The following is a 22,067-nucleotide window of genomic DNA, read 5'->3' on the forward strand; positions in this document are numbered from 1 at the left end:
GACGCCAATGCCTGCGGCCGCAGGAGCGACCGCCACTATTACTATTGTCCCCCACTGCCTGCCACTTCATGCATCCGCTTAATTGCTATCTTTAAACCTACATATAAAAGACTGCCAATAAGAAAGGGTGCGCCCCGCTACGAGGGGCGCGCCCATGAAAGGCAGCGGTACGGAGCTAGGCCACCTTCACGTGGCCGGAGCGACCGATGAGGTCGATGACCTCTGCCATGAGGACCATGTTGTGCGCATCGATGCGGGTGGGGAGCTCCATGCGCATGACGTCTCCCGTCGCGCTCTCCACGCGCAGCTCCACGCGGTCGAGGCCGGGGTAGCGGCCAAGGATCTCGCCCAGGTTGTCCATGCGGCCACGCGTGAGGAGGTTGGCGGGCATGTTAATCTCGAGCACCTTGGGCCGGTTGGTCTTGTCGTTAAGCTCGAGCGGCTCGATGGACGAGCAGATCAGCTGGTCGCCGCGGTCGCCGCGCTCCAGGCGCCCCACCACTTTGATGAAGACGTCGCCCGTGCTCTCGCCCGTCTCGGGGTCGACCTCGCCGGCAAGCGTGGCCGCGCACTCCTTGTAGGCCTTGGGGAAGACCACGAGCGTGGTCTCGGCCTCCATGTCCTCGAGGGTGACGATGGCCATGGCGTCACCCTTCTTGGTGGTCTTCTTTTGGACCGAGGTTGCCATGCCGGCAAGGCGTATGGGCTTGTCCTCGGGGACCTTGAAGCGCTCGGTGGTGGCGCCGGTGTTGGGATCGGTGTACTCCTCCGAGACCGAAAGGTCTGCGATTGTGTAGTCGCGCGCCTTGGCAAGCGCGTAGGCGTAGGGGCGCAGCGGATGGTCAGAGACGTAGATGCCCAGGACGTCGTGCTCCTGCGCGAGCTTGATGTGACGGTCCCACTCCACGCCGTCCGGCGCGGGGACCTCGTCCTGGAAGCCTGAGCCCGCCACATCGCCAAACATGTCGAACATCGAGAACTGCCCCACCGCGCGCTCCTTCTGGCGGCGCGCCGCGGCGTCGATGATGTTCTCGGGGTTGTTCTTGTCGACGAAGTGCATGAGCTGCATGCGGGTGTAGCCCGTGGAGTCGAAGGCGCCTGCCTTGATCAGAGACTCGACCACGCGACGGTTGGCCTGGGAACCGTCCACGCGCTCGCAGAAGTCGTGGAGGTTCTTGAAGGGGCCGCGGGCGTCTCGCTCGGCCATGATGCACTCGCCCACGCCCTCGCCCACGCCACGGATGCCGGCGAAGCCAAAGCGCACACCCTCGGCCGTTGCCGTGAAATCCTTGCCGGACTCGTTGATGTCAGGCGGCAGGACCTGGATGCCCTCGCGACGGCAGCTCGTGACGTAGTGCACGATCTTGTCGGTCTTGCCCATGTAGGACGTGAGGACCGAGGCCATGTACTCGCGCGGAAAGTACGCCTTGAGCCACGCGGTCTGCATGACCAGGATGGCGTAGCCGGCGGAGTGGGACTTGTTGAACGCGTAGGAGGCAAACTCAAGGACGTTCTCCCAGATCTCTTGCGCCACCTCGCGCTTGTAGCCGTTTGCGACGGCGCCGTTCATCCAGTGGTCGTAGATCGTCTCGTCCGCGCCATTGCCCTCCCAATGGAAGACTTGGTCGGTGAGCATCTTGATCTTCTTTTTGGCCACCGGCTTGCGCATGCGCGAGTCGGACTCGCCGGCCGTGAACCCTGACATCTTCATCGAGATCTGCATGACCTGCTCCTGGTAGACCATGGTGCCGTAGGTCTCCTCCAGGATCGGCTTCAGGCGGTCGTCGTAGTACGAGATCTTCTCCTGGCCGTGCATGCGCTTGATGTAGCTGTCGACCATGCCGGCGCCCAGGGGGCCCGGGCGGTACAGGGCGATAAGAGCGACGATCTGCTTGTAGGCGTTGGGCTGCATGTTCTTGATGGTGGCGGTCATGCCGGCAGACTCTACCTGGAACACGCCGGCCGTGTACCCCTTGCCGAGAAGCTCGTAGATCTTGGGGTCCGAGAAGTCGACCTTGTCCACGTCGATGTCCACACAGGTGGCGCCTGGCTTGATGCAGGCCTTGACAGCATCTGGCATACGGTCGATGTCAGAGGCGTTGGGGTAGGAGTGGCGGATGTTCGCGAGCGCCTTGTTGATGACCGTGAGCGTGCGCAGGCCCAGAAAGTCCATCTTGAGCAGGCCCATGTCCGCGACGGAGTGGCCCTCGTACTGGGTGATGGTGACGTTGCCCTTGGTGTCGAGCTTGGTGGGCACGTGGTCTGTTACAGGCGTGGGCGCGATGAGCGTTGCGCAGGCGTGGACGCCCTCGCCGCGCATAAAGCCCTCGATGGAGAGGGCGGCGTCGATGATGCGGTGGGCGTCCGGGTCCTTGTTGTAGGCCTCCTCGAAGTCCGGCGAGTATTGGTCGGGCTTTTTCTCGTTCTTGTGGAGAGCGTTGGCAAGCTGGAGCTTGGGGTCGTTCGAGAGCATCTTTGAGAGCTGCTGGCCCTTGTAGACAGGGAAGCCCAGGACGCGGTTGGCATCGTTGATGGCCTGCTTTGCCTTAATCGTCGAGTACGTGATGACCTTGCACACGTGGTCCTCGCCGTAGACGTCGCGCACGTGCTGCAGGACGTCCTGGAGGTGCTCGTCGTCGAAGTCCATGTCGATATCGGGCATCTCGGAGCGCTGCGGCGAGAGGAACCTCTCGAACATGAGGCCGTTCTCGAGCGGGTCGAAGTTCGTAATGTTCATGGCGTACGCGACGATGGCGCCGGCGGCAGAGCCACGGCCCGGGCCCACGCCGATGCCGTTGTCCTTGGCCCACTGCACGTAGTCCTGCACGATGAGGAAGTAGTTGGCAAAGCCCTTCTCGGTGATGATCTTGTACTCGTGCTCGAAGCGGTCCTTGACGTTCCAGCCACCAATGGTGAGGTCGCGCCAGTTCTCGCCGTAGCGCTTGGCAAGGCCCTTCTCGCACTCCTCGCGGAAGCGCTCGTCTGCCGTCTCGCCGGGGCGCAGGCCAGGGTATTCGGGCAGGTACATGTGGGTCCAGTCGAGCTCGTAGTTGCACTTGTCGGCAATCTCGAGCGTGGTGTCGCAGGCCTCGGGGCACCAGGAGAAGAGCTGGCGCATCTCGTCCTCGGACTTCATGTAGAACTCCGAGCCCTCCATGCGCATGCGGTTGGGGTCATCGAGGGTGGTTGCCTTGCCTATGCAGGAAAGGATGTCCTGCGTAGGGGCATCCTCGCGCGTGAGGTAGTGGAAGTCGTTGGTGGCAACAACCTTCACGCCCATCTCGTGCGCCATCTTGACCAGGTACTCGTCGAGCTTGCGATCATCCCATCCATTGCGGAAGGTGAGGCCGTGATCCTGGATCTCGATGTAGAAGTCGTCACCAAAGACATCACGGAAGGTCTCTGCCCACCTGCGTGCTCCGTCAAAGTCACCGTCCAGGATGCACTGGGGAATGATGCCCTGAACGCAGGCACTCTGGCAGATGAGGCCCTCGTGGTACTCCTTGAGCATGTCGAGCGTGGTACGCGGCCGGTAGTACATCATCTCGTGGCCGGCAGCCTTGGACATGCACTTCACCAGGTTGTGGTAGCCCGTCTCGTTCTTGGCAAGAAGGATGAGGTGGTAGCGGCGCTGCTTTGTGCCTCGTTCAATGCAGTCATCGGTGATGAAGTAGGCTTCGCAGCCAAAGATGGGCTTCACCTTGAGGCGTGGGCGGTTTGCTTGGACCGCAGCAAGGTCGTGGCCAGAGGACTCCCACACAGCCACGTCGCTTGCCCACTGGTCGTGGACGCGATCGAAATAGCTCGCGTCGTCTGCGTCTGGCTCGGGCTCCTCGAGGTCCCAGCTCTTCTTGAAACACTCGACGTCGTGGCGCCACTGCTTCATGTTGGCCTGGCCGTCGTTGTACTTGCGGCATTCCAGGTCGAGGTTGGGGATGCCAAACATGTAGCCGTGGTCCGTAAGGGCAACGGCAGGCATCCCCTCGTCAATGGCGCGCTTGACCATGCTGGGGATGGGCGTGGCGCCATCGAGGATCGAGAAGTCCGAGTGATTGTGTAGGTGAACGAATGCCATGTGTTCTCCATACCGGGTGGTGCTGTGGTGTTTGGCAAAGCATAGCAGAAGGCCGGCTGCCGACGTTTTGACCTATACCCCACCCTACCTGCGGCAATGACGTTGCCGCAGGTAGAAATCAAGCAGAGGCTCCACACGTTGTTCGGGTGGGCCGCGGCCCAGGGAAGCGCTACCCCATGCGCGGCGGGTGCACAGCGTCAAACTCGTAGGGCACCACCACGGGCTGGCCGGGAGCGTCCGCGCGGTCCAGCTCGACGCAGACAAAGCGGCAGCTCACCGAAGCAAAGCCAAGCTCCATGAGGACGTGCGCGTAGAAGTTTGCCTGCATCTCGTGGCGTCGGTGAAGAGCGCGAGCGTCCAGGCCTCGGTCGCCCGTCTTGTAGTCCACCAGAAACGCGTGGTCAGAGCCGGGGTCTGTGGAAAGAAGGTCGATGGCTCCCTCCACATAGCCGCCATAGGCGGAGTCCACGCACTGGAAGAAGGGGACCTCCGCACGCACGAGGGCATGCGAGAGCGCCTCCTTCCGCACATCCGAGCCCCACCAGCGCGCAAGCGCTCCGTCGAGCCTGCCGCCCGCACGCTCGGAGAGGTGCCAGAAGCGCTTGGTGGCCGCAATGCGCTCCGGAAGCGGGAAGCGCTGGCCCCCCTCAACCATGGCCTGGGCAAGCTCGTGGAAGGCAGACCCCAGTCCCGTGGCCTTGTCGGCGTCCCCCACCACCGGTGCGCCCTCCTGCATGGAATCACGCTCGGCGCGCGAGGGCAAGGCGGCCACACCGGTAGCGGGGCCTGCGTCATCCAGCGACGCGGCGTCCGCAGCCGAGAAGTCGCCGAGCATCTGCGCGTGGGCACTCGAGTAGCTGAAGACGCCTGCACGGGGTCGCCACATGGTGATGGCAGGCGTCGCGGGATCTGGGTCTGGCGAGACAAGCGAGAAGCCCGCAGGCTCCGGAACCTCGATGGTGGCGCCGATGCCTATGACCTCGTCCGTGTTTACGACGGTGCCGTCGAAGAAGCTGCCGGCGGAGTCAAGCGTGGCACCCTTTCCCCCGTTTTCCTCGCATGGCTCAAGGGAGACGCACCTCAGCCGCCCTGGCTCGCTTCCGCCGTACTCGACCGAGCTCACACCCGGCGCGGGCGCAGGCGTTCCCACAAGCGCCCCAAGCACATTCGCAGCGAGCGTCGGCGAGGCGCCCGAGGCGGATTGTGTGATGCCAACGCCCAGGACCAGCGCCTCCCTCGCACGCGTGAGCGCCACGTAGAGCAGGCGGGTCTTCTCGGCAGCCTCCTGCTCTGCGCTATCCTCGGTAAGCGAGAGGAGCCATTCCGCGCAGCTGCGGGGGTTCTCCTCAGCGGTGAGGTCCTTGGGGACCTTGAGCCCCTTGGGCTTAACGAGAATACCGCGACGGCGAGCGTCCACGCGACCGGTGACCACGGAGCCGGAGGGACGCGGGTTGGCCCAGCATTCGGCAATGGCCACGATGGGGAACTCGAGACCCTTTGAGGCGTGCACGGTCATAATCTGCACCTGGTTGGAGGATCCGCCCGCAAGAGAGGCGGGTGGCACCTTTGCGGCCTCGAGCCAGAGGTCAAACTCAAGCGCGGCGCGGGCCGGGCCAAGGCCCAGGTCCTGTGTAAGCTCGCGAATGTAGCGCACCGCGGCAAGGATGTTTGCCTCCTGTGCAAGGCCATCGGTGCCGGCACCCTCCAGGCGACGAAGCCACCCAGACTCGCGCACCACCTGCAGGCAGACGTCTGCCACGGGATGCTTGCGCAAGGCCAGGCGCGCGCGAGAGAGAACCTCGTGCGCAGCCCTCAGACGAGGAGACGGCTGCTCCTCGCCATAGAACAACATGGTCTGAAGGCCGCGGTCGATGGCGCGCTTGGTAGGGGCGTCGACCATGTCCTGTCTGCGCGTCCCCAGCTGGACAAAGTCGTTGGCGTCGAGCTCGAACATGGGCGATGCCAAAAGCGGAAAGAGGCCCGACTGGGTGTCGTGGGGGTTGGAAAGGGCGTGGAGCAAGGCGGCCATAACCTTGACCTCAGAGGTACGGGTGAAGGTCGAGCCTCCGGTGACCACGCACTCGAGGCCATGCGAGCGCAGGGCGTCGATGTAGAGGTCGGCCTTGCCGGTGGCGCCAAGGAGCAGCGCCATGTCAGATGGGCTCTGTCCAGCCGCGGCGTACGCCGCAAGGCGGTCTGCGATCTGCGTTGCGCACGTGGCAGAGGCAAGCGCTGCCATGCCTCGCCTGGCTAGCGTCACCTCGACGTCCACGCGCGGAAGGCCGCGAGCCCGGTAGCCATCCTTGCGCTTGGGGTTAGGCTCCAGGTGCATGAAGCCGTCGACCACACCGCTTGGGCCACCGCACACGGCATCCACAAACGAGAGGACGTCGGCGTGGCTGCGGTAGTTCACGTCCAGGCGCACGTGGTCCTCCTGCGGGACCTCCTCCCCTCGCGCGCGGAACACGCCCACGTCCGCGCCACGGAAGCGGTAGATGCTCTGTTGGGCATCGCCCACCGTGGTGAGATGTTTCGCGCCGTCGCCAGACAGGAGCGTAATGAGCTCGAGCTGCCGGGCATCGGTGTCCTGCGACTCGTCGACCATCACGAGCCTGAAGCGACCGCGGTAGTCGGCGGCAACTACGGGGTTGTCGCGCACGGCGTGAAGAGCGAGGGAGACAAGATCATCGTTGTCGAGGACAGACTTCTCGCGCTTGAGCTGGAGGTTCCGCTCGTCGACCTTGCGCGCCAGGTCGATGAGGGCGTCTGCCAGCGGCGCGGTGCCCGCAAGCGCGGCTTCGAGCGTAGCCTCGCCCAGGGCGTGCTTTGCCTCGGGCACGAGCTCCTTTATCGCCTTCGCCCGCGCGCTGGGAAGCTTCACCCCGGCAAGTGCTGCTGCCGCCGCCTCCGGCGTGCGCTGCCCCGGAGACGCAGAGAGATACTCGTCGAGGGCCCCCAGACTTGTCATGACGGCCTCGCGCGCAGCAGGCGAGATACCAGACTGCGCCCCAAGCGCACCGATGGCCTCCCTGAGGCGTGCAATCGACCCCTCGACGTCCGGCTCCCCCACCGTGACAAGCGAATCGAAGCCGTCTGGCGAGGAGTGCGCGGCATTCACCACGTTCAGCACCATGGATACCACGCCAAAGGGCATAGCCCCTCCAAGAGTGCCGTAGCCGTACTCCTCAAAGGCGTGGCTGAGCACCTCGTTTGTATGGTCGTGGCTGGCGGTGCCTACGACCTCCTCTGTTGCCTGCTCGAGAAGGGCACGCGCCTCGTTGACGCCAGCAACCTTGAACGAGGGATCTATCCCCAGGTCAAGCGCATGACGCTTGAGGATGCGCGAGCACATCCCGTGGATGGTGCTAATCCATGCGGAGTCGACCATGAGCGATTGCTCGCGCATGCCCGCCTGGCGAAGCGTCGAGCGGACTCGCTCCTTGATCTCGCGTGCGGCGGCGTTGGTAAAGGTGATGACCAGGACCTGGCTTAGGTCGTCCACAAACGGAGCGTCTCCCACGCCGGAACCCGGCGAGAGCGCCCATGCAATCCTGTGCGTGAGGGTGAACGTCTTGCCGGAGCCGGCGCCCGCCTCGACAAAGACCGGCCGGTCGAGCGTCGAGACAATCTGGCGCTGGCGCTCATTGAGGGTTGAGAGGTCTATGCCTGACACTAGGAGAGCCTCCTCTCGCAGTTCATGACGGGACAGTACGAGCATGCCGCGGCGTCGAGCGGGTTTGCCTCAACGTTTCCGGCAAGGAGCTGAGCCACCTTCTCGGCGATTGCCGCCTCGGTGGCATCCAGGTACGCCTCCATGCCACACTCGCCCTCCATGCCGTAGGAGTCACTGTCGCCAATCGCGTACGCGGCGAGTGAGCTGTCCCTTAAGGGGACATGGCTTCCAAGCACGCGGTCGAGGGAGTTCTCCAGAATGGCGCCACCCACGGCGTGGCTTCCGCGCGTTCCCAGATAGACCGCCGCCCGCACCTTGAGTTCCGGGTGCGTACGGCGCACCACCTGCCCATAGATGAGCGACTGGACGCGACGGGGCAGACCGTAGGGCGCAACGTTCTTCTCGTCCGTCGCCCCCTCTGCCTCGACCGCGCTAACGGGCGTCACGCCGTATTCCTTGGCAAATCCAATGGGGCCCTTGTGCTTGTAGTCGATGACTACGGCCTGCTGGTGAGCGTCAACGTCCACGCGGTCGATGGTGCCGCAGATCCACGCCCCCGCGTACTCCACGGGCTCGTTCTGCGTGCCAAAGTCCCACTCGAAGAAGCGCGGCTCGAAGCCAACGAAGAGGCCCGCCTCGTAGTCGAGCGCCGTCTCAAGGTCATGCCTAAGCTGTGCCAGCTGTGACTCGTCTGCGGAGTTGTGGGGAACAAAGGCCTGGTAGCGGCTGCGCTTGCCCTGCCTCAGGCTCTGGTGCCGCAGATGCTCCTCAAACTCGGCGACAAGGACCTCGTGCGCGTGGGTAAGGCCCTCGGGGTCATCCTCGAGAACGCGGGAACCAGGAAGCATGACCCACGGGTCGAGAGAGGCACCCGCCGCGATGCCCGAGCGCTCGCGCGCCTCGGCAAGCAGGCGAGCGTGCGTGACCTCAAGGACGCGGTGGGCAAAGGTTCCCATCTCCATGGGGCCAAAGCCGGCGTCGGAGTCCTGCAGGCGCAGGCGGCGAAGGCTAAACCACTTGTACGGGCACTCAAGGTACGACTCTATCTGCGAGGCGGAGAGGAGCGGCTTTCCCTCAATAAGGTCAACCCTACCCGTGGGTGGGACAACCACGAGAGCCGCATTGGCTCCAGAGATGCTGCCGGCGGGAGAGGGGTCGCTTTTTCCGACGACGGGCATGCCATGCCCGCTTGTACTCAGGTTTGCGTCCGCCTTGTCCTCGCCCAGCGACCGCGTGGGAAGGGCCTTGTCCTTGTCGTCAGCTGCCTCGCCATAGCAGGAGAGAAGCTCCGTGAGCATGACAGCGGGGTAGCAGGGGCTGCCCGAGCCGTCCACCCCGCACCTCTCCGCGACCAGCATCTGTCGAGGAACGCGCAGCATGCGCCAGAAAACCGAGCGCTCATGGGCAGAAGGGTCTGCTTTTGGCTCAATGCCCAGGCGCTCGAGAAGCGCCGAAAGAACGTCGTCCCCGTTTCCCACCGGCCACTCGGCTGAGGTCATGGAGCACGAGACAAGGGCGTCCGCCGAGAGTGGCGCAAGGCCCGCCGCACGCGAGCGACCGTAGATTCTGCAGCGGCAAGCGTTGTCGCCTGCCCAGGCACCTGGCCGTACGATGACGCTCGTCTGGGACATGGCCTGTGCGCAGAGCTCGACCAGTGCAGGAAGCGAGACATGACTTTCGACCTGGGGGTCTGCTGTGACCCCCAGGTCCTTGAGGGTGCCCGCTATGCCCAGCACTGCATCCAGGACGCCGATGGCACGCTCGTCGGCAAGGCGGTTCTGTTCCGAGGCAACGGGGACCAGCTCGAGGGTGGTCTCGCTGGGAACCAGGTCCGCTGGCATGGCCTCCCCATCCTGCAGGTAGGGTGCAAGGAGCTTTGACGCCGCGGACCCCACGCGCCCGCGCAGGAGCTCCCTCGTGGCAGCGGCAACGGGAGCGCTCGTGGCCTTGGGGTTCTGGAGCGTGGCAAGGACGTCCGCGGGGGTGAGCAGACGGTCTGCGCGCCACGCACGATCAAGCGAGACGGCGCGCTCGGTGGGAACGTGCGCTATGTCCTGACGCAGGAAGTCCGCAAGCGCACGCGGCGGCCACCAAGTCATATCGCCCAACACAACGAGCTCCCCCTCGGGGCTCTCCTCAGGAGCCGGCCACGAAGCAGCCAGCTCAGAGAGCTGCGCGACAGAGCTTGCAAACTCGAGGAAGGCCCTCCCCGCCTCGAGCTGGTCCACGCGCGAGGAAAGCTCCGCCTCACACGTCACGCCGCGCGAGAAGAGCTTGGGCGAGAGTTCGCGCCAAGCTCGGGCGGGGTCTGCCGCGACTACAACCACCTCGTGCGCGCCCGACTTTGCAAGCTCGACCACACGGGATGCTACCAGCTCCGCCTCGGCGAGAGGCCCGGTCGGAGCGAGAAGCTCCACCGCACCCGTAGGCGCGACGCCCGTCTCGGTACCAAAGATCGATTTGACAAGGTTCTGAAGCTCTGGTGCCCTATCGGCGTTAGCCACCGGCCCGGGAGTTGCCTCCCCTTCCCTAGAGACGCTGCCGCCGCGTACGGCAATGGCCTCCTCCACCTGCGCAATGGTGGAACGTTGTCCCTCCAGGGCAGCGTCATTTCCCGTCTGGGCAACAATGGTGAGCTCTCCTGCGCAGGCGAGGTCTGCCAGAAGCTCGCGCGTGGCACGAGAAGCCTCGCCCAAGCCAGCCACGCACACGCACCCCGGGTCAACAAGTCCCTTGGCAAGGGCGTCAACGACCTGCGCCATGGCCTCGGACTCCTCCACGTATCCCGCACCGTGAATGATGCGCGCATACTCCCCCGCAAGCGCAACGAGCCCCACCTCGGCATCGGTGAGCCCGGCTTCATGGCAGGCAAGCTCGCTTGGCTCGCCTGCGGGATCGAGGGGAAGCCACGGCAGCGCCCCGCGCACCAGCGACGAGAGAAGCTGAACCGTACCCGCGTTGAACGACACGCCGCGGCGGCGCGACTGGGGTGCCTGCACAATGGCACGCTGCACGGCAATGGTCCTCACGAGGGGCTCGACCACGTGCGTTCCGTCTCCCCAGACCTCCCAGCGCTCCTTTGCCCACGCAGCGGGCGTGGTTACGGTCACGCCAAGCGAAAGTGCGGGATACGCCGAGAGCTCCTTCTGAGCGACGAGCTGATCGGCAAAGCTCGCAACCAGAAGTGTTGCCGCGCCGCGTGCACGCAGCGCCTCCTCCAGGCATGCACGAACCTCGGCGCTTGCCAGGCACTCATCTGAAGTCGTCGCAATGTGAAGCATCCCTAGCTCTTGTCTCCCTGCTTTTCCGAATCCCAGTCCTTCTCGATTCCGGCATGTTCCGCAGCGTCCGCAGCGCCATCGAGGCGTTCCAGCACAAGACGGTAGCCGCCCCGCTCGCCCCGCAGGCACTTTGAGACACGGCTCACCGTGGTGGACGATGCCCCCGTGGTGCTCGAGACGTCTACGTAGGACCTCCCAGACCGCAAGAGCGTTGCCACCTCAAGGCGCTGGGCGAGGTCGCACATCTCGTGTGGGCTGAGCAGGTCAGCGAGGAAGGCGACGGCCTCCTCTGGTGTCTTCACGAGACACACGGCCTCGCAGAGCCGCTTCGTCTCCTCGGGGTTACTTGCGTTGTCACGCGTTCTGCTGTCTCGCGCCATCCACACCCTCCCGCGCCACTTTGTGCCAACGTGCAGCGTCACGTGCGTGAAAACCACTTTAGCGCATCAAAGTGCCGAGGGGGCGGCGCCGTCATCGCGCGTCGGTGACGTAGACGCCCACACGCACCTGCTTCCACGGGTCGGCGTCTGCCTTGACCTGTAGAACCCGAACTTCAAAAACGTCCGCGTGCCCAAAGCGGCACATGAGCGACACAATGCTGTTCTCGTCAGCAGGAACGTACCCCAGCCTCAGGCCATCAAAGTAGACGCCCACGGCATCGGGATCATGCGGGTTGTCCGGCTCAGGGACAAGCGCGAGGCCAGTTTCTCCCGGCTTGAGGCTGGAGAGGGCAAGCGCGCCATCGTAGTACTGGAACCCCGCAATGAAGAACGACTGGATGAGACGAGAAGGTTCGTACATGGTTTCCTCCGTTCCGGGCCCTGTGGGCCCTTCTCTGCGTTGTCTGCAGTATGGAACAGGGGAGCGACATTAATTAGAGCCTCAGCGAGGAGAGGCTCCTTCCCCGTCACCAGGCAACGTAGGGCTGGACGTCGGAGCGTCTGCATCCTTTCCCACGTGCTTCTCGTCCCTCTCGCCAGCCTCGCTCTCGCCTGCCGGTCTGCGCTGCGGAAGCATTGCCCCCACGGCATTCAAGGCCGCACGTGTTGCGCTTGCGACTGCCGCCACCGTAGCGTCCCAGGTCTTGTCGGCGGCAACTTGCACCAGCTCGCCGAGAAGCTCCTTGGTGCGGGGGTCGGCATCCCTCAGGGCAGCGAGCACGCGCTGGGCGCCTGCGGGGTTGCCCACGACCTCGTCGAAGGCTGTCGCTCCCCCGGCCTCGAAGGCGTCGAAGACCTGACGCGTGAAGAGCTCGCGGTCGGCAAGGTTGGCCCCGCGCATCCACTTGTCAAAGATGGCGTTCACGAGTTTGCACTGGGGGAGCAGGTCGTCTGCCTCGTCCAGGCAATCGGCGTGGACCTGCCAGGTTGTGGGGTCGTGCTGGAGGGCACCGTCACCGGTACTCCGCACGATGGTCTTGGGCTCGGCGGGGTCGTCGAAGAGCATGCCCACCACGCTGTAGGTGGGGACAATCCGCACGAAACGCTCGCCGTACACATCATGGCAGCTCAGAGGCACGACCTCCGGCGCCATGAGTGGGCCGTCGTTTGAGTAGACGCGCTCGATCACGTTACGCAGGTCGTCGGGCAGCAGCACCGCCGAGAAGCTCGCGAGGTTGCCTCCCTTCGAGTGGCCGCCCACCATAAGGCGCACGCCCTCGGTCCTGGCGCGGCGCGCCTGTCTCAGCAGGTACTCCGCCGCCAAGCGCTGTGCCTCCGTGACCTCGAAGCTCAGCATGAAGTCCTCGCGCCAGCCAACGAGGGAGTTGTCCGTCCCCCTAAAGGAGACGAAGCGCATCCCGCCCGGAAGGTCCACCGTGAGTGCGGCAAACTGAAGGTCGCGATCGTGGTCGAAGACGTCCACGTAGTCCTCAACGCCAGCCTGCCCAAAGCGCTTGGACGCACCAAGGAGCCGCAGGTAGCGCTCATCGATCTTGGCGAGCGAGCGCACGTAGGGCGAGACGTCGCCACCAGCGCGGTCAAGCAGGGCGTCGCAGGCGTACGAGATGTTGACCGGCCCCTCCCCCTCCCCGGGAACGATGCCCGAAAAGTCGACGTACGAGAGCACCGAAAGCACCAGGCCGTCGACCACGTTGAACGGCCGCTCCCCTAGCGTGATGTCGGCGCGAAGGTCAAGGTAGTCGTGGATGTTCGCCATGGGCGTCCCTCCGTGCAAGGCTAGACGAGCAGTTGGTATGAGGCAGTATGCCACGAACGCGTGCAGGTGGGGGAAATCTGAGGCTAAATTGCAGTTTGCCTGTGGTGTCGACCCGTCGTCGATCCGCCTCTCACCAAACCTGCGACTTAATAGCAGTTAGCCTGGGGCGCCGCTGAGAGAAACCGCAGGTAGAAGGCCCGCGGCCTTCTCGGAGGGTGCTATTAAACCGCAGGTTTTCTCGGCGGCGTGTATTTTCTCAGCCGTAGTCTTCCCTTGCAGGGCCAAGGACTGCGCCCAGCCGAGAAAAACGGCCCGGCCGGGAAGCCCCAGCCGGGCCGTAGTCCGGAGTCCTTCTCGCCTACGCCATGACCTTGCGGAACAGCGCCTTGATGGTCTCGTGGTCTGCCGGCTTGGGCGTCCCGGGGAAGCACGCGTCGGCGGCAGCGTCGTCTGCGAGCTGGTCGAGGTCGGCCTCCACCAGACCGTTACAGGTCTTGGGGATGCCCACGTCCTCGCCGAGCTTGGCAACAGCGGCAACCACGTTCTTGTTCACCACGTCGATGGGGTCGGTATCCCAGTCGGCCACATCCATCACGCGGCCAATCTCGCGATAGCGCTCGCCGCAGGCGTCGGCGTTGTACTCCATGCACACAGGCAGGAGCATAGCGCAGGCCACACCGTGCGGGGTGTCATAGTGCGCCGAGAGGGTGTGCGCCATGGAGTGCACGATGCCCAGGCCAACGTTGGAGAAGCCCATGCCGGCGATGTACTGGCCCAGCGCCATCTCCTTGCGGCCCTCGCCCGGCTCCTTGGACTTGGCCTCGGCCACGGCCTCGCGCAGGTTGTGCGAGATGATGCGAATGGCCTCGAGGTGGAACATGTCAGAGAGCTCCCAGGCACCCTTGGTGGTGTAGCCCTCGATTGCGTGGGTGAGCGCGTCCATGCCGGTTGCAGCCGTGAGGCCAACGGGCATCGAAGCCATCATGTCCGGATCGACGACGGCGACCTCAGGAATGTCATTGGTGTCCACACAGACGAACTTGCGGACCTTCTCGGGATCGGTGATCACGTAGTTAATCGTGACCTCAGCCGCGGTGCCTGCCGTGGTGGGCACGGCAATGGTAAAGGTGGCGTGGTTCTTGGTGTCCGCCACGCCCTCAAGCGAGCGGACGTCTGCGAACTCGGGGTTCTCGTGGATGACGCCGATGGCCTTGGCGGTGTCCATGGAGGAACCGCCGCCGATGGCGATGATGCAGTCAGCACCGGAGTCCGCCATGGCGGCCACGCCATCCTGCACGTTCTTGATGGTGGGGTTGGGCTTGATCTCGGAGTAGACCACGTAGGGGAAGCCCGCCTCGTCAAGGAGGTCGGTTACCTTGGCGGTGACGCCAAACTTCACGAGATCAGGATCAGAGCACACGAACGCCTTAGTGAGGCCGCGACGGCTCAACTCGCCGGGGATCTCTTTAATGGCACCGGAGCCGTGGTACGAGATGGTATTGAGGACAAAGCGATTGGCCATTGGCTCTTCCTTTCCGTTGGATTCCGGCGGCGCCCATGCCGCCGGGCACATGCCAGGGACCAATCTACCCAACGAGAGGGATGCCAGACTGGTGAGCCTCCCCAATCAGCCTTCTTTATCGGTATCTGGGAATGCTCTGCTCGCCAACTGGGCAAATGCGACGTCCCGTTCACGGATACCGATAAAGAACGGAGGGGCTTGAGACGAGATAGGGCCAAGACGCTACTTGCGTTCGTGGCATGGCGTGTAGGAAGAGTCTCGGTCTCTCCTGCGCACGACTGCCCAGCGCAGGACGAGCAGGCCGATGCCCACGCCAAGGCCTATGAGGGAGAAGACGATGAGGGGCGCGCTCTCGTCAGCAGGACTGAGCAGTGGCACGTCATCGGCCGTGTCCTGCATGTCGAGCCACTCCTGGGGCACGTCGCAGCGTTCCGCGTGGACAAGCAGCCTGTGCGTGTTCACGCCATACGGCGTGCAGGTGACAAGCGTCACCAGGTCCTTTCCGTCCTGTGTGACGAGGCTCTGCGTCTCTGTAGGAAGCACGACCTCGGTGCTGGTCACACGGTAGGCGTGGTCCTCCCCCAGAACGGGGATGATGAACCAGTCCCCCTCCTTGAGCTGGTCGATGTCACCCAGGATCTTGGCGGATGGCAGACCGGTATGACCTGCGAGGACGCAGTGCGTTGAGGGGCCTCCAATGGGAAGGGATGTCGTAGGGAGATGCCGTCTGCGTACTCATGTACTCCGAGCGCCTGAGGCGTGACAAGGCTGAGGAGGGCCTCGAGACCCTCGCGTCGACGGACGCCCTCACAGGACTGGGCAACATGCGGGCGTTCTCGCGAGTGCGCCAAGGGGTTCCGAGGGACGCAACGACCATGCTCATCGTCGACGTAGACGACTTCAAGGTATTCAACGACACGTATGGCCACGACGCGGGCAACCGGATTCTGAGCTGCATTGGACAGGCTCTCTAGGGGGATTTGGGAGCCACGCGCTGTGCTTCCGTATGGGTGGCGACGAGTTTGCGGCCATCTCCGATTCGCAGGACGAGAAGGGGCTTCTCGCCTGCCTCGAAGACGCCAAGGCGAACCTGAGCTATCTTGCAGATGCCATGGGACTTGAGGCCCCCACGCTGTGCGTTGGGTTCTCGAGCGTGCAAACGGATGGCGCAAAGACCTACGAGGACCCGCTCAAGTACGCCGACAAACACCTCTACCAGGAGAAGGGCACCCGTTGAGCAGGGCGGCGCCTCGCCTACCCCTGCGCAGCCACCACAATGGACACGATGCAGATGGCGACTAGCCCAACCACGATGGCCCAGCTGGCAGGCCTTCCCATGTTGAGCGTCCAGCCAATCCCAAAGCGCTTGGGCACCACTACTGACGGGTCTTCTCGGTTGACGTAGAACACGCCTCCATACCATCGGTCGTCCTCGTCCGCGGGAAGCGCGAGGTCCTCCGGCAGCCGCGCAAGGAGCCTCGTGCCGTTCTGCCCATAGCGAACGGCCAGGACCAAGCAAGGGACGAGAATTGCCAGCGTGACGGCCGTGATCGCCGTGGATGCAACGTGCAGCGAGACCCATCCCACCTGGGATGCCTCCAGCACCATCCCGGACGCGTTCAGTGCCAGGCCCATCCACACGCAGCACACGCTCCAGGCGTGCACGTAGGCACCGTAGGCGAAGGCGCTCGACGCCGGATGTCGCGGGTCCACGGGACGCTTTGACCGCAAGATCATGGCGTGGGCAACGGTCATCGTACCTGCCATCGCCAGCTGGAACAGAATCGGCAGGAGCATCGTGAGAACGGACTTCTCAGCCCAGCCGTTCACGACTCCGTCCAAGCCCTCGTGGATGGGAATGAGGTCCGGCGCCCCGTCGTAGCCCAGCGCTGCTATGAGCAACGATGCGGCTATGGGCAGCAAGTTGAGAAGCTCCCAGCTCAGCGACGCCGGCATGGGAACGCCGTCACCGACCAACATGGCCGCGTGCTCCTGGGCTGAGGCTACCCAGCCGCGGACCTTCTTGAGGTTACGCACCCTGTCCCTGCAGCGCAGCATGAGGAGGTAGCCCACGAGCACCAGGGCTGCGGTCGCCACACAGATGACAAGTGCGGCGGTGTATTCATCAGCCGCGGCGAACGCATAGATGACCAAGCCGGTGAGCGCGGCGGTTAGGACGAGCATCCACTGTGAGTAACCACGCTTGAGCGAACGTACTTCTGGGTCGCTCGCCGCCGCGGTGGGAACGCTCACCGCGAAAAGCTCGCTCTTCGGCGTGATCCAGGGAGTCAGGGCGAAGACGATGCCGCACATTGGCACCAAGACGAGAATCATGACCACCTCAAGGATAGACTCAGCGCTCATCCGTACCAGCCCCTTTGACTAAGGTCTTCTCCCTCTGGAACGCGGCGCGCGCCTGGCGGGCCGCCTCCTCCACAAACGCAGACTCCGAACCCCCGCGAGCCCGGAAGGCTACCGCTAGTCGCCTCAGCTCTTTTCCCATGAGCCAGTCCTGCTCGGCCGTGAGATGGTGCACGGGCGAATCCCGTATGTCTGCGACAAAGGCGCCAGACCGACCGCGCATGATGAGGTAGCCCTCGTCGCGCAGGACGGCATACGCCTTGTTCACGGTATGGAGGTTCACACCAAGGTCTCGCGCAAGCGAGCGCACCGAGGGGAGAGGTTCCCCGGGAGACAGCTCACCCGTGGCGATGGCCCCTATCACCTGTGTGCGAATCTGCTGGTAGATGGGATCCTCTGACATCTGGTCTATCACGATGGGCATGGCAAAGCCCCCTCCGCGGCGACAGCATTTGTTCTATTTGAACTATAACAGATAGAACAATCCTGTCAACCAGACGGAGGAGGCCCGACAACAATCGCCAGCAATACGCGTCCTACTGCTTCGAGATCCTGAGTACGGCCTTGATGGCCTTGCCGCTAGACGTATCTTCAAGAGCCTTGTCAATCTCGGAGAAGTCGTAGAACGAGAGGATCTTGTCCACGGGGAAGCGACCCTCCTTGTACCAGCGCACCATCTGCGGGACGAAGGTCTTGGGATCTGACTCTCCCTCGCAGGTGCCCTTCATGGTGCGCATGGGCATCATGATGTCGCCGCCAACGTCAAAGTGGTCTATACAACCTGCTGCCGCAACAGGCAGGAACATGCCATGGTACTTGAGGCTGCGGATGGCGTTTACCATCATGTATTGGTTGCCGGAGGTGTCCAACGTGACGTCGACGCCGGCAGGGCAGATCCCGTGGACCACCGCCGGGACGTCGTCCACCTCCTTGCGGTTAATGGTGTGAGTCGCGCCAAGCTCGCGGGCAAGGGCCAGGCTCTTGGAATTGCCTCCCACCGCGATGATGACCTTGGCTCCCGCTACAGCCGCACCCATGATGGCCGACATTCCCACGGCACCGCAGCCGAATACGGCGACGGCGCTTGTCTCGTCCACGTGAGCCACGTTGATCATGGCACCGGCGCCCGTCTGCACGCCACAGCCCAGAGGCGCAACAATACCCAGGTCAACGTCATCGTCAACCTTGCAGACCGATGCAGCGTTGGCCACGGAGTAGGTGGCGAACGAGGACTGCCCGAAGAACATGCTCACGTCATGGCCGTCCTGGTGGAGGCGCGTGGTGCCATCGGAGGCAACGCCGCCGAAGTTGATCTGGTTGAAGTTCTCGCAGTAGTAGGGCTCGTGCGCCTGGCATGCAGGGCAGGTGTTGTCGAAAGCGTAGGTTATGCCCACGTGGTCTCCGGGCTTGAGGTCGTCCACGTTGGCGCCCACGCGCTCGACGATGCCGGCGCCCTCGTGGCCCAGCACCAGCGGCAGCGCTATGGGCACGCCCTGGGAGCGGCCAAACTCGTCGGTGTGGCAGATGCCCGAGGCCACGTTTCGCACGAGAACCTCGTTGTCCTTAGGCTCGTCCAGCTCGACGTCCTCCATGCAATAGGGGCCGTTTTTCTCGTGCACGACCAAAGCCCTGACTCTCATGTGTACCCTCCCAACGTCACGTGGCTCGCGGGCGCCTATCCCGCTCACCGAATGACTATAGGGCACAGAGCAGACGTTCAACTCGTCATTCCTGCAAGTGGAGCTGCGGAGCCACTCGTTGAGATAGGCTTCCTTGTAGGGACAATCTCTGCAGGCTAGCTACGGGAGACATCATGGAGCATGCCGAGAACCACCAACCGTCTACAGTCCAGACACCCAAGCGGCTCTTTATTGCCCTGCGCTTCTCGGCAGAGGAGCAGGCAGCGCTTGCGCGGGCGCGCGACGCCATGCTGAAGGGGCTTCGCACGGGGCGTCCTACCCCCACGACAAACATCCACCTGACGCTGACCTTTCTCGGATCGCTCGACGAATCGAGCGAGCGGCACGCGGCCGAAGCGCTGCTCGCGACCGCGCGCATGTGTGGCCCAGTGAGCCTCTCGCTGGGCGACCTTGGCGCCTTTGAGCACCGGCGCGGGGGCATCGTATGGCGGGGCGTCTCTCGGCAAGAGGGGCTTCTCGTCCTCCAGCGAACGCTCGTGCGGGAGCTGACCGCACAGGGGCTTCCTGTGGACAAGAGGCCCTTCGTGCCGCACGTGACCCTTGTACGTGGCGCGCGGCCAGCAAGAGAGGTAGGAGCCAACGGGATGCCTGACCTGTGGCGCATTTGCAAGGAGGTCTCCTGCGAGCTTTCCCAGCTCGAGACACGCCACGCGGAGGTAGCCCTCATGTGGAGCCACCACCCCACGGGCGAGCAGCTCACCTATACGCCCATCCTCGCCGCACCGCTGCGTGGCTGGAAGAGTTGCATCTAGCAAGATGCAAAAGCCGCGGAATTCGAACGTTTGGACCACCGTAAACGTTCGAATTCCGCGGAACAGTTCGAATGACGCGGATTTTCGCTGGTTAACCCTGCTTAACCGTTCGAAATCCGCGACAACGCGACGGGAAGAAAAGCAAGGGCGAGAAGAGCACCCCCCGCCGTGACGAGCAGCTCCCTCTACAGGTTGCGCAGCGCGTCCACCAGGGCAGTCTTGGCCTCGGTCTTCTCGTCCTTCATCTTGATCACACGAGCCGGGCACCCGGCAACCACCGCACCGGCAGGCACGTCCTCGGTCACTACCGCGCCAGCCGCCACAACGGCCCCCTTGCCAACGCGGCACCCCTCGATGACCACGGAGTTTGCGCCGAGAAGCACGTCGTCCTCGATCACCACGGGCGTCGCGCTCGCGGGCTCCACCACGCCAGCAAGCACGCAGCCAGCGCCCACGTGGCAGTGGGCGCCAACCGTGGCGCGCCCACCCAAAACAGCGCCCATGTCAATCATCGTGCCCGCGCCAATGACCGCACCAATGTTGATGATCGCGCCCATCATGATGACCGCGTTGTCACCAATCTCCACCTGGTCGCGAATGATGGCGCCCGGCTCAATGCGAGCGTTCACGTTGCGCACGTCAAGCAGTGGCACGCCGGAGTTGCGGCGATCATTCTCTATGACGACGTCGAGAACGTCGTCACCTGCCGCCTCAAGCGCCGGCCCGACCTCGGACCAGTCGCCAAAGACCACGACGTCTCCCGCCCCAAAGACGTGAGAGCTGGGACCAAAGTCCACGTGCGCCCCAGGGGCAAGCTTGACGTATGCCTTGACCGGCGTCTTCTTTGGCGCACTCGCTATGAAGTTGATGATTTCCTGGGCGTCCACGGATAGTCTCCTCTCGCCAACAACTGGCGGCTCTCGTTTCCTAAAGCTGTCCGAACATGAGCGTGTCGAAGTCGTAGAAGCCGGGCTCGCGCGCAAGCAGGCGCTTGGCCGCGGCAATGGCGCCGTTCACGAAGATCTGGCGGCTCGTCGCGCGGTGCGTGAGCACAACCTCCTCGTCCTCGCCAAAGAACATCACCTCGTGCGTTCCTGCCACAGTGCCACCGCGCAGGCTGTGCATGCCGATCTCGCCTGCGGGGCGCGGTCCCACGATGCCATCGCGACCGTAGACGACGCTCCTCTCGCCAGCGGGGTCCACGGCCTCAAGCAGCATCTTTGCCGTTCCGGAGGGGGCGTCCGCCTTGCGGTTGTGGTGACACTCGACAATCTCGGTGTCCCATCCGGGAAGCGATGCCGCAGCCTCGCGCGCCAGGTGTCGAAGGACCGCCACACCCAGCGAGTAGTTTCCGCTCCAGATGACCGGTGCCACCTCGCCCAGAGCGCGCAGTCGCGCGAGGTCATCTGCCGAGAGGCCCGTGGTACCCGAAAGGAGCGCCGCGTGCGTTCGGCGCACGTACGCCTCCACGTGGGACAGCGACGCGGGGGCGGAGAAGTCAATCACGAGGTCCACCTCCGGCGCAACCGAGTCCAGTTCAGAGACGTTATCGGCGTCGTATCCGCCCGCAAGCGAGAGCGACTCATCTGCCTCGACGGCAGCCCGGAGCAGCGTTCCCATGCGCCCCTTGGCACCTACCACCAGCACGCTAGCCAAGAAGACCAGCCCCCTTCATGGCCTCCTCGAGGCGCGCGTCAGCCTCGGGCGAGAGCTGCCAGAGCGGCAGGCGCACGGTGGGACCGATGAGGCCCATCTTGGCGAGCGCCGCCTTCACGGGGATGGGGTTGACCTCGCCAAAGAGCGCGTGCACCAGGTCGAGGTTCTCAAGCTGCACCTTGAGCGCGCCGGCGGTATCGCCAGCGAGCCACTTCTCGCACATGTCGTGCACGGTACGCGGCGCAACGTCTGCCCAGACCGAGACCACGCCAACACCACCAAGCGAGAGGATGGGCACCACCATGTCATCGTTGCCACTCATCATGTGGAAGTCATCCGAGAGGTAGCGCGCAACCATCGTGGCATAGGAGATGTTGCCCGAGGCCTCCTTGATGCCCCACGCGTTGGGGTGCGTGGCCAGGCGTGCGACGTTTCTCTCCGAGATGGAGCAGCCCGTGCGACCAGGGATGTTGTAGAGCAGGCACGGCACGTCAACCTGGTCGAGGACCGTCGTGAAGTGACGGTAGATGCCCTCCTCGTTGGACTTGTTGTAGTAGGGCGTAATGAGGAGAAGACCGTCGGCACCAAGCTTCTCCAGCGCCTTTGCCTTGCGGAGCGACTCCGCCGTGGAGTTTGATCCCGCGCCGCCAATGACGGGAATACGGCCCGCCACGCGGTCAATGACGGTCTTGGCTACCTCGAGGTCCTCCTCGTCGGTCATCGTGGAAGACTCTCCCGTGGTCCCCAGGACCAAGATGCCGTCGGTCCCGTTCTCGAGGTGAAAGTCAACCAGGCGCTCCAGCGAGCCAAAGTCGATGGAGCCGTCCTCCAAAAACGGCGTGACCAGCGCCACGACGGATCCGGTAAGTCCCTGCATGTCCATTGTTTCC

Annotated in this window: 17 protein-coding genes; 3 read left to right on the plus strand and 14 right to left on the minus strand. The window is 64.0% G+C overall.

Annotated elements, in window-relative coordinates; genetic code table 11:
- Window positions 1-175 precede the first annotated feature (175 nt).
- The 8 genes from dnaE to AUL39_RS10910 form a co-directional block, all read right to left on the minus strand.
- The gene (gene dnaE / locus AUL39_RS06320) at window positions 176-4,075 is read right to left on the minus strand and encodes a DNA polymerase III subunit alpha (protein ID WP_059054731.1); all 3,900 of its coding nucleotides are present in this window, start codon (window positions 4,073-4,075) and stop codon (window positions 176-178) included.
- A 169-nt stretch (window positions 4,076-4,244) separates the two neighbouring features.
- Window positions 4,245-7,748, minus strand: a complete 3,504-nt coding sequence (locus tag AUL39_RS06325; RefSeq protein ID WP_059054732.1) for a UvrD-helicase domain-containing protein — start codon at window positions 7,746-7,748, stop codon at window positions 4,245-4,247.
- Complete coding sequence (locus tag AUL39_RS06330; protein ID WP_059054733.1) at window positions 7,748-11,029, minus strand: PD-(D/E)XK nuclease family protein; 3,282 nt, start codon at window positions 11,027-11,029, stop codon at window positions 7,748-7,750. The genes AUL39_RS06325 and AUL39_RS06330 overlap by 1 nt, the downstream gene beginning before the upstream one ends.
- 2 nt (window positions 11,030-11,031) lie before the next feature.
- A complete protein-coding gene (locus AUL39_RS06335) occupies window positions 11,032-11,409 on the minus strand; it encodes a YerC/YecD family TrpR-related protein (RefSeq protein WP_059054734.1) in 378 nt (125 codons plus the stop codon).
- A 91-nt stretch (window positions 11,410-11,500) separates the two neighbouring features.
- Window positions 11,501-11,830 carry an HIRAN domain-containing protein gene (locus tag AUL39_RS06340; protein WP_059054735.1) on the minus strand — a complete coding sequence of 110 codons (330 nt, stop codon included), beginning with the start codon at window positions 11,828-11,830 and terminating at the stop codon, window positions 11,501-11,503.
- An 81-nt stretch (window positions 11,831-11,911) separates the two neighbouring features.
- The gene (locus AUL39_RS06345) at window positions 11,912-13,186 is read right to left on the minus strand and encodes an Mbeg1-like protein (protein WP_059054736.1); all 1,275 of its coding nucleotides are present in this window, start codon (window positions 13,184-13,186) and stop codon (window positions 11,912-11,914) included.
- Between the two features lie 358 nt (window positions 13,187-13,544).
- Window positions 13,545-14,708 (minus strand): lactaldehyde reductase, encoded by a 1,164-nt coding sequence (fucO, locus tag AUL39_RS06350; protein WP_059054737.1) that lies wholly within the window; start codon window positions 14,706-14,708, stop codon window positions 13,545-13,547.
- Between the two features lie 222 nt (window positions 14,709-14,930).
- Window positions 14,931-15,407, minus strand: a complete 477-nt coding sequence (locus tag AUL39_RS10910; protein ID WP_082667286.1) for a sortase — start codon at window positions 15,405-15,407, stop codon at window positions 14,931-14,933.
- Between the two features lie 38 nt (window positions 15,408-15,445).
- On the opposite strand from AUL39_RS10910, the gene AUL39_RS11545 reads away from it, so the two are divergent.
- Both AUL39_RS11545 and AUL39_RS11550 read left to right on the plus strand, forming a co-directional pair.
- Window positions 15,446-15,682, plus strand: coding sequence for a GGDEF domain-containing protein (locus AUL39_RS11545; protein WP_059054738.1), 237 nt, complete (start codon window positions 15,446-15,448; stop codon window positions 15,680-15,682).
- A gap of 20 nt (window positions 15,683-15,702) precedes the next feature.
- A complete protein-coding gene (locus AUL39_RS11550; protein WP_268873227.1) occupies window positions 15,703-15,945 on the plus strand; it encodes a diguanylate cyclase domain-containing protein in 243 nt (80 codons plus the stop codon).
- A 17-nt stretch (window positions 15,946-15,962) separates the two neighbouring features.
- Here the strand turns inward: AUL39_RS11550 and AUL39_RS06370 are convergent, their stop codons facing one another.
- From AUL39_RS06370 to AUL39_RS06380, 3 genes are all read right to left on the minus strand, one after another.
- Complete coding sequence (locus AUL39_RS06370; RefSeq protein ID WP_059054740.1) at window positions 15,963-17,072, minus strand: DUF1648 domain-containing protein; 1,110 nt, start codon at window positions 17,070-17,072, stop codon at window positions 15,963-15,965.
- Entirely contained in the window at window positions 17,062-17,493 is a 432-nt protein-coding gene (locus AUL39_RS06375) for a GntR family transcriptional regulator (RefSeq protein ID WP_059054741.1), read from the minus strand. Before AUL39_RS06375 ends, AUL39_RS06370 begins: the two co-directional genes overlap by 11 nt.
- Window positions 17,494-17,605: 112 nt before the next feature.
- Window positions 17,606-18,709 (minus strand): NAD(P)-dependent alcohol dehydrogenase, encoded by a 1,104-nt coding sequence (locus tag AUL39_RS06380; protein WP_059054742.1) that lies wholly within the window; start codon window positions 18,707-18,709, stop codon window positions 17,606-17,608.
- 173 nt (window positions 18,710-18,882) lie between these two features.
- Here AUL39_RS06380 and thpR point away from each other — a divergent pair, with 173 nt between their 5' ends.
- Entirely contained in the window at window positions 18,883-19,521 is a 639-nt protein-coding gene (gene thpR / locus AUL39_RS06385) for an RNA 2',3'-cyclic phosphodiesterase (RefSeq protein WP_059054743.1), read from the plus strand.
- Window positions 19,522-19,706: 185 nt separating this feature from the next.
- Here the strand turns inward: thpR and dapD are convergent, their stop codons facing one another.
- From dapD to dapA, 3 genes are read right to left on the minus strand one after another with little or no spacing between them, the layout of a single operon-like run.
- Complete coding sequence (gene dapD, locus AUL39_RS06390) at window positions 19,707-20,408, minus strand: 2,3,4,5-tetrahydropyridine-2,6-dicarboxylate N-acetyltransferase (RefSeq protein ID WP_059054744.1); 702 nt, start codon at window positions 20,406-20,408, stop codon at window positions 19,707-19,709.
- 40 nt (window positions 20,409-20,448) lie between these two features.
- On the minus strand, window positions 20,449-21,168 hold the full coding sequence (dapB, locus tag AUL39_RS06395) for a 4-hydroxy-tetrahydrodipicolinate reductase (protein WP_235810795.1): 720 nt from the start codon (window positions 21,166-21,168) through the stop codon (window positions 20,449-20,451).
- A 1-nt stretch (window position 21,169) separates the two neighbouring features.
- Entirely contained in the window at window positions 21,170-22,060 is an 891-nt protein-coding gene (gene dapA / locus AUL39_RS06400) for a 4-hydroxy-tetrahydrodipicolinate synthase (protein ID WP_059054745.1), read from the minus strand.
- Window positions 22,061-22,067 lie beyond the last annotated feature (7 nt).

The organism is Tractidigestivibacter scatoligenes, assembly GCF_001494635.1.
GTDB classification, from domain to species: Bacteria; Actinomycetota; Coriobacteriia; order Coriobacteriales; family Atopobiaceae; genus Tractidigestivibacter; species Tractidigestivibacter scatoligenes.